At 53.0% G+C, this 12,887-nt stretch carries 13 protein-coding genes; all 13 read left to right on the top strand.

What is annotated here, in order from left to right; translation table 11 throughout:
- Positions 1-32: 32 nt before the first annotated feature.
- Positions 33-908, top strand: coding sequence for a sporulation peptidase YabG (yabG, locus tag D3P09_RS26485; protein ID WP_120114450.1), 876 nt, complete (start codon positions 33-35; stop codon positions 906-908).
- A 183-nt stretch (positions 909-1,091) separates the two neighbouring features.
- Positions 1,092-1,364: a biofilm formation stimulator Veg gene (veg, locus tag D3P09_RS26480; RefSeq protein WP_116050072.1), complete on the top strand. Its 273-nt coding sequence runs from the start codon at positions 1,092-1,094 to the stop codon at positions 1,362-1,364.
- Between the two features lie 151 nt (positions 1,365-1,515).
- Complete coding sequence (locus D3P09_RS26475) at positions 1,516-1,701, top strand: small, acid-soluble spore protein, alpha/beta type (protein WP_120114449.1); 186 nt, start codon at positions 1,516-1,518, stop codon at positions 1,699-1,701.
- A gap of 123 nt (positions 1,702-1,824) precedes the next feature.
- Positions 1,825-2,679 carry a 4-(cytidine 5'-diphospho)-2-C-methyl-D-erythritol kinase gene (gene ispE / locus D3P09_RS26470; RefSeq protein WP_120114466.1) on the top strand — a complete coding sequence of 285 codons (855 nt, stop codon included), beginning with the start codon at positions 1,825-1,827 and terminating at the stop codon, positions 2,677-2,679.
- 83 nt (positions 2,680-2,762) lie between these two features.
- The gene (gene purR / locus D3P09_RS26465) at positions 2,763-3,590 is read left to right on the top strand and encodes a pur operon repressor (RefSeq protein ID WP_120114448.1); all 828 of its coding nucleotides are present in this window, start codon (positions 2,763-2,765) and stop codon (positions 3,588-3,590) included.
- 16 nt (positions 3,591-3,606) lie between these two features.
- Positions 3,607-4,005 (top strand): RidA family protein, encoded by a 399-nt coding sequence (locus D3P09_RS26460; RefSeq protein WP_120114447.1) that lies wholly within the window; start codon positions 3,607-3,609, stop codon positions 4,003-4,005.
- A 130-nt stretch (positions 4,006-4,135) separates the two neighbouring features.
- The gene (spoVG, locus tag D3P09_RS26455; protein ID WP_087571183.1) at positions 4,136-4,417 is read left to right on the top strand and encodes a septation regulator SpoVG; all 282 of its coding nucleotides are present in this window, start codon (positions 4,136-4,138) and stop codon (positions 4,415-4,417) included.
- Positions 4,418-4,546: 129 nt separating this feature from the next.
- Positions 4,547-5,941 (top strand): bifunctional UDP-N-acetylglucosamine diphosphorylase/glucosamine-1-phosphate N-acetyltransferase GlmU, encoded by a 1,395-nt coding sequence (gene glmU, locus D3P09_RS26450; RefSeq protein ID WP_120114446.1) that lies wholly within the window; start codon positions 4,547-4,549, stop codon positions 5,939-5,941.
- A gap of 84 nt (positions 5,942-6,025) precedes the next feature.
- Positions 6,026-6,679, top strand: a complete 654-nt coding sequence (locus D3P09_RS26445) for a 50S ribosomal protein L25/general stress protein Ctc (protein ID WP_120114445.1) — start codon at positions 6,026-6,028, stop codon at positions 6,677-6,679.
- A 186-nt stretch (positions 6,680-6,865) separates the two neighbouring features.
- Entirely contained in the window at positions 6,866-7,429 is a 564-nt protein-coding gene (pth, locus tag D3P09_RS26440) for an aminoacyl-tRNA hydrolase (RefSeq protein ID WP_120114444.1), read from the top strand.
- Between the two features lie 64 nt (positions 7,430-7,493).
- Entirely contained in the window at positions 7,494-7,724 is a 231-nt protein-coding gene (gene fin, locus D3P09_RS26435; RefSeq protein WP_120114443.1) for an anti-sigma-F factor Fin, read from the top strand.
- Between the two features lie 170 nt (positions 7,725-7,894).
- Positions 7,895-11,455 carry a transcription-repair coupling factor gene (gene mfd / locus D3P09_RS26430; protein WP_120114442.1) on the top strand — a complete coding sequence of 1,187 codons (3,561 nt, stop codon included), beginning with the start codon at positions 7,895-7,897 and terminating at the stop codon, positions 11,453-11,455.
- 244 nt (positions 11,456-11,699) lie between these two features.
- Positions 11,700-12,812 carry a peptidylprolyl isomerase gene (locus D3P09_RS26425; protein ID WP_120114441.1) on the top strand — a complete coding sequence of 371 codons (1,113 nt, stop codon included), beginning with the start codon at positions 11,700-11,702 and terminating at the stop codon, positions 12,810-12,812.
- Positions 12,813-12,887 lie beyond the last annotated feature (75 nt).

The raw sequence follows: 12,887 nt of genomic DNA, 5'->3' as shown, positions 1-12,887 counted from the left end.
GCCCATAGGATAGACGAAGAGGTGATTAACCTATGAACCAAGGAGACCTGGTCGTCCGCAAATCGTACGGCGGTGACGTGTTGTTCCGTGTCGAAGATGTACGTACTCACCATGCCGTCCTGAAGGGCACGGACTACCGTCTGTTGGCGGACGCGCCAATTCCAGATCTGTCGGTCGTGCGCGATCCCGAGTCTACGCGCGCAGTGCAGCAAGTACGAATTAAAGTGAATGCATCGCTTAAGAAAATGCAGACCGATAGAGAGCGGCAGACGCATGACACCGAGGAAGCCATCAGGCTTGCCCAGGAGCAGCAGCAGAATGCCCATTACTTTGAGGTGCCCGGAAAGGTGCTTCATCTGGATGGGGACGGGAATTACTTGAAGAAGAGCATGCAGCTGTACAACACGATGCATGTGCCTGCACATGGCCTTCATATTCATGAATCGCAGATGGCGGATGTGCTGTACCGGCTGCTCCCTCAGATCAGGCCGGACATCGTTGTCATTACGGGTCATGACGGAGTGCTCAAGAACCGTGCGCCGAATGAAATCTACAGCCTTACAAGTTATAAGAATTCGCAGAACTTCGTGAACGCAGTGCGAGTAGCCAGGGAGTATGAGAAGAACCGGGACGGCCTCATCGTCGTAGCCGGCGCATGCCAATCGCATTTTGAGGCGCTGCTGCAGGCCGGCTCCAACTTTGCCAGTTCGCCGGGCCGCATCCTGATTCATGCGCTGGACCCTGTCTATATCGCCATCAAGGCCAGCTATACATCCATACGAGATGCGATTAATTTGCCGGATGTCATTCACGGCACCATCAGCGGTATTGACGGTGTGGGCGGCATCGAGACGATGGGAAGATACCGCGTTGGCTTGCCCAAGCCGAAGGTGACATCGGCCCCGTAGGACTATTGGATTGTATAATCAAGGAAATAATGCACAAACTATTGTTTAGATTTTCTCATTTTTAAAAAAATGGGTGAAATCACCGTTGACAAGAGAAATATTGGACTGATATAATATTTTGCCTCATTTGACAAACCCTCTTTTTTTGGTTATAATGGACAAGGAAAGAGGTGGTAGCTGACAATGGCAAAAAATGCGCTGTTGGATATAAAACGCAGCTTGGAAGCCCATGTGGGATCCAAGATCCGTCTTCGGGCAAACGGTGGTCGCCGAAAGACCATTGAACGGACCGGTACGTTGGAAGAAATCTACCCTTCTGTGTTCATTGTCAAGCTGGATGAGGAACAGCACGCTTTCAAACGCGTCTCCTACAGCTATGCGGACATCCTGACAGAATCCGTGGAAGTGACCGTGTGCAATGATGAGGGTCAAGTACGCATCGCTTTTCAACAATAGATCGACATAGGTTTCACAAGGCCGTTAAGGCATCTGGCGCAGAGCAATCTGCGCTTTTTTTTGCGCATAATCGCCCGTAGGGGACACATACTACCTTCGTCAAGCTGAGTTGCAGCATCAGCTGGCAAACCATGAGCGGAGGGATATGGATATGGGACGCAGAAGGCGCAGTATCATGTCCGAGCAGCTCAAGTATGAGCTGGCCAAGGACTTGGGATTCTACGATACCGTCCAGCAGGAAGGCTGGGGCGGCATTAAAGCGAAGGATGCCGGCAACATGGTCAAGCGTGCCATCCAGCTTGCGGAGCAGGCAGCGTCAAAGTCACAGCAGCCATAATGAAGGCGCATAAAGGCTAAACCTCGGCGACTGCTAGGAAGCAGTTGCCATGGTTTAGCTTTTATTGTATTCCTTTGTTATAATGGGGCTTAAGCTAAGCTTAGAGACGAACGGGTGAACATGATGAAAATATATGAAAAAGCGCCAGCCAAAATTAATTTGCTGCTGGATGTGCTTCGCAAACGGGAAGACGGCTATCATGAAGTCGAAATGATCATGACCATGGTCGATCTGGCCGATCGTCTGGAGATGGAGGAGCTGCCGCGCGACACGATTATTATATCGAGCCAAGTCGGCTATATTCCGCTGGATGAGAAGAACCTGGCCTTCCAGGCGGCAAGACTGATCAAGGAACGTTATGACGTCAGAAAGGGCGTCTATATTCATCTGGACAAGAAGATACCGGTAGCCGCCGGACTCGCAGGAGGCAGCAGCGACGCTGCCGCTACGCTTCGCGGTCTGAATCGGCTGTGGGATCTGAACATATCGGAGGACGAGCTGTGCGAGCTTGGAGCGGAGCTTGGCTCCGACGTGCCATTCTGCGTCACAGGGGGCACGGCGATCGCGCGGGGCAGGGGAGAGAAGCTGGAGCATATTGGTCCGCCGCCGCAGTGCTGGGTCGTTCTGGCGAAGCCGCCGATTAACGTCTCGACCGCCGATGTGTACGGGCGGCTGCGCGCCAATGAGCTGAAGCATCATCCATCCATTCCAGCAATGCGAGAGGCGCTGACGCAAGGATCCTTCCAGGACATGTGCGCAGGTCTTGGCAATGTGCTGGAGACCGTCACCCTGGAGATGTATCCGGAAGTGCTTCAATTGAAGGAAAGCATGCTTCGCCTTGGCGCAGACGGAGTGCTTATGTCCGGCAGCGGACCTACCGTATTCGGGCTGGTATCGAAGGAAGCCAAGCTTCCTCGCATCTATAATGGCCTTCGCGGATTTTGCAAAGAAGTATACGTGGTAAGAATGCTTACATAATGATGACGTTCTTCTTGATTGAATCCGTATAAAAATGTTATATTGGGTTTATATTATTCGGATTTAGCGGGGGGGAGATCAAAATGAAGAAGTTAAAGCGAAGCTCGAGATTGGTAGAAATGACGCAATATCTGTTATCTCGTCCCCACACGTTAATTTCGCTGACAGCATTTGCTGATCGCTATCAATCCGCGAAGTCGTCCATTAGCGAGGATTTGGCTATTATAAAAGAAGTGTTCGAGGAAGAGGGCATCGGCGAATTGCAGACGCTGGCCGGCGCGGCCGGCGGCGTGAGATATATGCCGCAGATGCGAGAGTCCGTCGCACTTGATATTATGAAGAATATTTGTCTGGAGCTGGAGCAGCCGGACCGCGTGCTCCCTGGCGGGTATTTGTATATGACAGATATGCTGGGACAGCCGGATCTGCTGGCCGATGTTGGCCGCATGTTCGCGACGGCATTCTCAGGCCGCAAGATCGATTGCATTATGACGGTGGAGACCAAAGGAATTCCGCTGGCATATGCGACAGCGGCTTGCCTCAATATTCCGGTGGTTATTGTCCGCAGGGACAATAAGGTGACGGAAGGCTCCGCGGTGAGCATCAATTACGTATCGGGCTCGACCAAGCGCATCCAGACGATGTCGCTTGCGCGCAGAGCGCTGAAGGAGCAGTCCCATGTTCTCATTATCGACGACTTTATGAAGGCCGGCGGTACAATTCAGGGAATGATGGACTTGCTGCATGAATTCAAGGCAACGGTTGCGGGAGTCGGCGTATTCGTAGAATCCGGCGAGGTCGAGCTGGAGGAGCGGCTGCTGGAAGACTATATCTCACTGGCCAAGCTTACTGCCGTAGATATGAAGACGAAGCAGACGACAGTTGTTCCGGGCAATTATTTCAAAAGCTAGAGAGGCAGGTAGGGTCATGTCAACGAATCCGAAGCTTGAAGTGATCTCGACGAGTGAAGCGCCGGCGGCAATCGGTCCTTATTCGCAAGCGATCAAGCTGGGCGGGCTGCTCTTTACGTCCGGCCAGATTCCTCTGGATGCATCGGGCGCTCTGGTAGAGGGCGGCATCGAGGAACAGACGCATCAGGTGTTCCGTAATTTGAAAGCGGTATTAGAAGCATCGGGAGCGACGTTCCAGGACGTGGTGAAGGCAACCGTATTCATGAAAGATATGAACCAATTTGTGACAGTCAACGGCATCTATGCATCCTACTTTGGCGACCATAAGCCGGCACGCTCTGCTGTAGAGGTGGCAAGGCTTCCGAAGGACGTCCTTGTCGAAATAGAAGTGATTGCATCGACAAATGTCGAATGAAAACGAAAAAAATGCATACTAAAAAAAATATTTTAAATTGAGTATCATTTTACCAAAAATGCAGAAGGAATTGGCACAAAAACGTGGAAGTATACACCAAGTCTCAGATAGGCAAAGGTGGTGAACACAAGTGCAAATTACTGATGTCAGACTCCGCCGTGTGAACTCGGAAGGTCGCATGAAGGCTATTGCTTCCATAACCATTGACAACGAATTCGTCGTTCACGATATTCGTGTTATTGATGGTAATAATGGTATGTTTGTAGCTATGCCTAGCAAGCGGACTCCAGATGGTGAATTCCGTGATATCGCTCATCCGATTTCTTCCACGACTCGTGAGAAGATTCAAGCTGCCGTATTGGCAGAATATGAGCGCGCGGCTGATGAAGTTGCGATTGAAGAAGGGGCATAAAAGCGGAGCTGTTCGGCTTCTGCAAAAATGGTATCGTATGGAAAAGAGAGCCGCGGCTCTCTTTTCTTTTGTTTCAATATGAGCTATATTCGAGTGAGGATTGCTAGGCGATAGGGAGGTAATGAAAAAATGAAAGTAATGACGATTGTGCTGGCTGCCGGTCAAGGCAAACGGATGAAATCGAAACTATATAAAGTGCTTCATCCCGTCAGTGGAAAACCGATGGTAGGGCATGTTCTCGATACGGTGAGGGAGGCGTCCAGCGAGCGGACGGTAGTCGTGGTCGGACATGGCGCCGAGATGGTGAAGTCGCATTTGGGCGACGCTGCGGAATACGTGCTGCAGGAGAAACAGCTTGGAACAGGCCATGCCGTGCTGCAGGCTGCGCCGCTGCTAAGCAAGGAAGAGGGCACAACCATCGTCATCTGCGGGGATACGCCGCTTGTGCAGGCATCTACGCTCCATGCCATGCTGAAGCTGCATGCGGATAGCGGAGCGGCTGCTACGATTCTATCGGCTTCCTTCGAGAATCCGGCGGGATACGGACGTATTATCCGCGGAGAGGACGGCACGGTGCAGCGGATCGTGGAGCATAAGGATTGCTCGCCGGAAGAGGCTGCGGTACAAGAGATTAATACCGGCACGTATTGCTTCGATAACCGCAAGCTGTTCGACGCGCTAAGCAAGGTGACGAATGACAATGCGCAAGGCGAATACTATCTGACGGACGTAATCGGCGTGCTGAAGGAAGCGGGAGAGATCGTTCAGGGCTTCTGCACCGATGATACGGCGGAAGCAATCGGCGTCAATGACCGCGTTGCCCTGGCGGAAGCGGAGCGTTATATGCGCGAGCGCATTAACCGCAAGCATCTATTGAACGGCGTCACGATTATTGATCCGGCAAATACGTATATTGAGGCCAGCGTGCAGATCGGTTCGGACACGGTGATCTACCCGGGTACGGTACTGCGCGGCGCAACGGTCATTGGCGAGGACTGCGTCATTGGTCCGGCTGCGGAAGTAGTGGATACTGTTATTCAGAACGGGGCCTGCATCAAATATTCGACAGCCGCCGAATCGGTTATTGGAGAAGAGAGCTCCGTCGGTCCGTATGCGAACCTTCGTCCAGGCTCCAAGCTAGGCCGGGGTTGCAAGGTTGGCGATTTCGTCGAGCTGAAGAACGCATCGCTTGATGACGGCAGCAAGGTGTCGCATCTGAGCTATGTAGGCGACGCTGTGGTCGGCAAGGATGTTAATATTGGCTGCGGCGCCATAACAGTCAATTATGATGGCTTCAACAAAGCGGTCACCGAGATTGGCGACGGCGCCTTCATCGGCAGCAACGTCAATCTGATTGCGCCTGTGAAGGTCGGCAATGGCGCGTATGTGGTGGCGGGCACGACGATTACGCATGATGTGCCTGAGGGCGATCTGGCGATTGCCCGTGAGCGCCAGGTTAATAAGCCGGGCTACGCGGACAAGATCCGCTCTCGTGCGAAGGCGAAGAAAGAACGCAAAGAGTAGTTTTGAACACGCACTTATGTGATTAATTTCTGGTAGTTGTGGGTAAAGTGATATGGAAATCCAATTCTTCGAGGAGGGTTCCATATGGCTATAGCAATAAAAGCAGAACAAAGGGCCGGGGTTACTAAAGGCGATCTGCGCCAGCTGCGCATGAGCGGCCAGGTGCCTGGCGTCGTATATGGCAAAAAACTGCAGTCTTCGGCTGCGGTCAGCGTTAGCGAGAAGGAATTGTCATCTTTGCTGCGTTCTAACCCTAATGCAGTGCTGGAGCTGACTGTACCTGAATCCGGTGTGCATTCCGTCATGGTGGCCGATGTACAGCGCGACTCGCTCAGTCATAAGCTGCTGCATGTTGATTTCCACCAAATTAATATGGATGAGGAAGTTCGGGCGAGCGTCCGCATTGATGCGACAGGCGACTCCACCGGCGTGCGCGAGGGCGGAATTCTGTCGGTCATTCTCCATGAGCTGGAGGTTCAATGCCTGCCAGGCAATATACCTGATGCCATCGAGGTTGATGTATCCGAGCTAGGCATCGGCGACAGCATTCTCGTCTCCGATCTTAAGCTCCCTCAGGGCGTAGAGGCCAAATCCGATTCCCAGCTTGTGATCGTCACCGTGCTGGCGCCACAGAAAGAGCTGAGCGAAGAAGAGAAGGAAGCGCAGGATGTGGAGGCGCAGGAAGCAGAGTCGCGTTCCGACAATGCGGTTCACGAGGAAATCTCGACAAGCACTTAAGCGGACCTATAGATACAGGATTGCAAGCTGTCCTCCACGGAGGACAGCTTGCTTGCGTTTAGGAACACGACTCTTCGCAAAATAGCGCTAATTATGCTACATTAGGTACGAGATAGAGGTGCTACGAAAACCTTAGCTTATGCTTACGATGCAGGTTTTCTCCGAAAACCTTTGAGGAGGATTAAAATGAAATGGATTGTTGGGCTGGGTAACCCTGGCGCTCAATATAAGGATACGAGGCACAATGTCGGCTTTATGGTGATAGATGAACTGGCGAAGCGCTGGGGCATTGCGCTGACGCCGCAGGGCAAGCATAGAGCGGTTATTGGCGAAGGCAATGTGGGCGGCCAGAAGGTAGCGCTGATCAAGCCGATGACCTATATGAATCTGTCAGGGGAAGCGGTGCGTTCTTTCCTCGATTACTATAAGGCGGATATTGCCGATGGCATTATTGTCTATGATGATCTGGATACCGAGGTCGGGAAGCTGCGGCTGCGCTATCAAGGCAGCGCGGGCGGGCATAACGGCATCAAGTCGCTTATTCAGCATCTGAATACGCAATCGTTTCACCGGATTCGGATGGGCATTTCACGTCCGCAGCCAGGCATCGTCATCTCCGATTACGTGCTTGCGAACTTCCCGAAGGCGGAGCGAGACAAGCTGGCGCATATGATTGAGCAGGCTTGCGATGCCGTAGAATTTGGCTTGAAGGCCCCGTTCGAAGAAACGATGGCAAAGTTTAATCGGTAATCCGTTAATTTATGGCTTTGCGGGGCATACTGAAGGGTATAACCACTCTTCAGGAGGCATACATATGGCTGTAAACTATATATGCAGGCATTGCAAGACGTCAATCGGCTCCATCGACGGCCCGTCGGTGACGGAGCAGCAGCTCGGTTTCCATTTCTTGACCCCCGAGGAGCGCAGCGATATAATAGCGTATGACTCGAACGGTGATGTTACGGTCAAGGTCGTATGCGATTATTGCAATGAAGCGCTGACTACGAATCCTGATCTATTGCTGGTCAGCAACCCACTTCAATAACCGATAGGTAACTGCGAGAACAAGCTATGCCGCCCTATGGCCGGATGTAGCTGTTTTTGCGTGGGCAGATCAATCCGGGCTGAAGCTTCCAAGCTAACCGGCTTGCGAGGATGATCGGTTGACGGAATGCTGCAAGTCCCTAATCTATGACATCAAATTTTTAGCCGAACATGGTTGTGTATAGAAAAGAGGTGCCGCAAACGTTGAAAGCGCTAATTCAAGCTTTTGCCGCGGATTCGGACGTCCAGTCAATCTTGTCCGGTATCCGCAAAGGGATGCGTGAGCAGATGGTATCCGGGCTCGCCGGCTCTTCCCGCCAAGTGTTGATCGCAGCGCTGGAAGAAGCGGTAGAGCGTCCGATGCTGGTTGTGACGCATAATATGTTCTCCGCTCAGAAGATAGCGGAGGATCTGCAAGAATGTTTATCACCCGATAAGGTCATGTTGTATCCTGCGAATGAGCTGATGGCTGCCGAAGCGGCGATCTCGAGCCCCGAGACGCTGGCGCAGCGCATGGACGTGCTGATCAAGCTGTCCAAGGGCTATCGCGGGATTATTGTCGTGCCGTTCTCCGGCGTGCGGCGTTACCTGCCGATCAGCAGTGTCATGGCTGAGGCGCAGATTAGCGTTGCAGTCGGCGATACGCTGCCCATGGACGGCTTCCTGCTCCAGATGACGTCGCTCGGCTACGTAAGGGCGGACCGCGTAGAATCGCGCGGCGAGATGAGCGTGCGCGGAGGCATCGTTGATTTCTATCCGCTTACAGCTTCGGAGGCGTACCGGATTGAGTGGTTCGGCGACGAGATTGACTCCATTCGAGCCTTCGATCCTGGAGAACAGCGTTCTTCGGACCGTCTGGATTCATATGTGATTCCGCCTTGCCAAGAAATTATCGCAGACGCCGCCCGTATGTCCGCAGCAGCCAGACATGCTGCCGACCTGCTTGAGAAGCAGCTCGACAAGATGACGGACCGTACGGCGAAGGACCGACTGCGTTCTGAGATGGGCAGCGAGCTGGAGAAGCTGAGAGAGCAAGTCTACTTTCCTGAAATCTATAAATATATTGCATTGCTTTATCCGGAGCGCCAGACGATTCTGGATTATATGCCTAGCGATACGCTGCTGGTGCTTGACGAGCCGACGCGGCTCATCGAGACGGCGAAGCAGCTGGAGCGGGACGAGAGCGAGTGGGCGCTTCATCTGCTGCAGAGCGGCAAGTCGCTGCCTGGATTGACGCTGGCGCGCGAGACGGATGAGATTCTGCACCACCGTCCGTTCCCGACGCTGTTCTTATCCTTGTTCTTAAGACAGATTCCGCATAGCCAGCCGCAAAATATACTTAATATGACAAGCCGTTCCATGCAAAACTTCCACGGACAGATGAATGTGTTGAAGTCTGAGATGGAGCGCTGGAAGAAGATCGGCGCGAACGTCATTATGCTGGCCGGCAATGCTGAACGCATGGACCGCATGCGCCGCGTGCTGGATGATTACGGGATAGAACCGCCTAATCTGCTGGAGGGCAATCTTCAGCAAGGCTTTGAGCTGCCTTCCTCGCATCTGGTTGTCATTACGGAAGGCGAGATGTTCTCGCAGAAGCAGCGCAAGCAGCGGCGTATCGACAAGAAGATGGACAACGCCGAGCGGATCAAGAGCTATACCGAGCTGAAGGTTGGCGATTATGTCGTTCACCATAACCACGGCATTGGCAAATACGTCGGCATCGGCACGCTGGAGATTGGCGGCATTCACCGCGATTACCTGCACATTCTGTATTCCGGCGGCGACAAGCTGTCGGTGCCGATCGACCAGGTCGATATGATCCAGAAGTATGTCGGGTCCGAGGAGAAGGAGCCGAAGGTCAGCAAGCTGGGCGGCGCGGAGTGGACGAAGGCGAAGAGCAAGGCAAGAGCGTCCGTGCAGGATATCGCCGACGATCTGATCAAGCTGTATGCGCAGCGCCAGTCGACGCCGGGCTTTGCCTTTGGACAGGATACATCCTATCAGCAGGAATTCGAAGCGATGTTCCCTTACGATGAGACGAGAGATCAGCTTCGCGCGATTGAAGAGATTAAGAAAGATATGGAGAAGGGCCAGCCGATGGACCGTCTGCTGTGCGGCGACGTAGGTTATGGCAAGACGGAAGTAGCGGTGCGCGCGGCGTTCAAGGCGGCGATGGAGAGCAAGCAGGTAGCGGTGCTTGTGCCGACGACCATTCTCGCGCAGCAGCATTACGAGACGTTCCGCGAACGCTTCTCCGGCTATCCGATCAACGTGCAGGTGCTGAGCCGGTTCCGCTCCCGCAAAGAGCAGAATGAGACGATCAAGGGACTGAAGAACGGGACTGTCGATGTCGTCATCGGCACGCATAGACTGCTGTCCCAGGATATTATCTTCAAGTCGCTTGGCCTGCTTATTGTGGACGAGGAGCAGCGGTTCGGCGTGTCCCACAAGGAGAAGCTGAAGAAGCTGAAGACGAATGTGGACGTGCTTACGCTGACGGCGACGCCGATTCCGCGCACGCTGCATATGTCCATGCTGGGGGTACGCGATCTGTCAGTCATCGAGACGCCGCCGGAGAACCGGTTCCCGGTTCAGACCTATGTCGTGGAATACAGCCCTGCTTTAGTGCGCGAGGCAATCGAGCGCGAGCTTGCAAGAGGCGGGCAAGTCTACTACTTGTATAATAGGGTTCAAGGCATCTATCAGATGGCCGAGGCGATCAATGCGCTTGTGCCGGATGCGAAGGTCACGGTCGGACACGGCCAGATGTCCGAGCAGGAGCTGGAGAAGACCATTCTGGACTTCCTGGACGGCGAATCCGACGTGCTCGTCAGCACGAGCATTATCGAGACAGGCGTCGATATTCCGAATGTGAATACGCTTATCGTCCATGACGCGGACAAAATGGGCTTGTCCCAGCTGTACCAGCTGAGAGGCCGTGTGGGACGTTCCAATCGCATTGCTTACGCTTATTTCACCTATCAGCGCGACAAGGTGCTGACCGAAGTGGCGGAGAAGCGCCTGCAATCCATCAAGGAATTTACGGAGCTGGGCTCCGGCTTCAAGATCGCCATGCGCGACCTTTCGATTCGCGGCGCCGGCAATCTGCTTGGGGCGGAGCAGCATGGCTTCATTGCGTCCGTCGGCTTCGATATGTATTCGCAGATGCTGGCGGAGGAGATCGCGAAGCGCAAGGCAGAGATGACAGGCGAAGAGGTAGTCGAGGAGAAGACCGTCAGCACGCTGATCGACATTAGCGTCGACGCGTATCTGCCGTCCGACTACATCTACGACAGCATACAGAAAATCGAAATCTACAAAAAAGTGGCGGCCATTCGCACGTTCGAGGAAAGCGACGATCTCATCGACGAGTTGATCGACAGATTCGGAGATCTGCCTCAGGCGGTCAGCAATCTGATGTCTGTGGCCAGGCTCAAGATTTATGGCAGCCAGTATGGCATCGAGACCATCACCCAGAAGGGTGACGACCTTATCTTCCGTTTGTCTGAGGCGAAGAGAAGCCGTATCGCCCGCAAAAAGGTGGACCAGCTCTGTCTGAAGCTGGAGAACCGCTTCAAGCAAAGCGGAGAGCAAGAATCGCCGCCGACTATTCTCCTGCGCGGGAAAGGGCTGAATATGGAGCAGAAGCTGCATTTGTCGGAGAAGTTCATGGAGGGCTTCAGCGAGGCGCTGCCTAAGAAAGAAGAGCTGCAAAATGCGACCTCGTAGGACAGATTCGCTTTTCGGGTTCCTTTTCTGATACAATAATAACAGTTTATGTTCAAAGTCGGTTGGCATCATGTCATGCTTCGTGACCAGGAGTGACTATTGAACAGCCTCTATATAGTACGTGTTCTAAAAGTCGGGTTTTCGAACGCAAGATTCGTGTGTCGAATACGCTTCTTGGCTGTTTCGTGATCAGAAGACGATTTTTTGAACAACCTCTAGTTTATAATCTGAAAGGGGATTCAACATGTTTCACAGTACACGCAAATCGACATGGCGCAGAAGCGCACTGCTCGTCCTTGCAGCGGTGCTCGTCATGACGATGCTGGCGGCATGCGGCAAGGGGAAGGGCGAACATTCCTTGCAGTTCAAGAATGTAGACAAAGGCGAAGTTGTCGCAACCTACAAAGATGGCAAAGTTACGCAAGATGAACTCAAAAAGTATCTGGATGTCTATGTTCTGGCTCAGCCGGCTTACGAATCGATCGTTGAGCTGCCGCAATTCCAAGAGATGCTTCTGGAGCAATATGTCAGCTTCAAGCTGCTGAGCGCTCAAGCATCGGAGGATTCCTTGAAGGAAGCACGCAAGCAAGTAGACGAGCAATTGGTAGGCTTCAAGGAGCTGAAGGACTCGGACAAGACCTTTGCCGAAGAGCTGAAGAAGAAAAAAATCTCCGACGCAGACATTGCCACGTTCCTGCTGCTTAACTCCGCGGCTGTCGTGCATATGAATTCCAAAGTTACAGATGAAGATATGGCGAAAGCCTTCGAAACCATGAAAGCAGACTTCGCGGTGTCCGACGTGCGCCACATCCTGGTTGCTACGACAGAGACCGATCCGAATACGCAAGAGACAAAAGAGCTCCGTACGGACGAAGAGGCTCTGGCCCGCGCCAAAGAAGTAAAGGCGAAGCTGGATGCAGGCGGCGACTGGACTGAGCTGGCCAAGCAGTATTCCGATGACACCGGCTCTAAGGAAAAAGGCGGCTTGTATGAAGGCTACGCGGGCAGCAAATGGGTAGAGCCATTCAAAATCGCGACGTATGAGCAAGAAATCGGCGTGATCGGCGAGCCGGTCAAAACGGATTTTGGCTACCATGTGATCAAAGTTGAGAAGCGTGAAGACAAAACGCTGGATAAGCTGACTGAAGATGAGAAGAACCAAGTGAAAGGCGCGGCGGCTTATACGTACATGGAGAAATTCATGACGGAAGAGATGCCGAAGCAAGAGCTGAAGATCACGCTGCCTAAGTCCGAGGAAGGCGAAGGAACGGGCGAGGGTGAAGGCGCGGAACCATCCGAGACTCCAACAGAGACTCCAGCGGATGGCGCGGCTAATGACGAGAAAGCAGCAGAATAAATTCTGCTTTATCGCTTAACGAAGAAGACCGTTTGTCCGGCATCATGCCGGGCATACGGTCTTTTTTCTATGGGC

Origin of the sequence: Paenibacillus pinisoli (assembly GCF_003605435.1) — a bacterium.
GTDB lineage: Bacteria > Bacillota > Bacilli > Paenibacillales > Paenibacillaceae > Pristimantibacillus > Pristimantibacillus pinisoli.
Note: the sequence above shows the minus strand (reverse complement) of the source record. Positions and strands in the feature narration are given on the sequence as shown.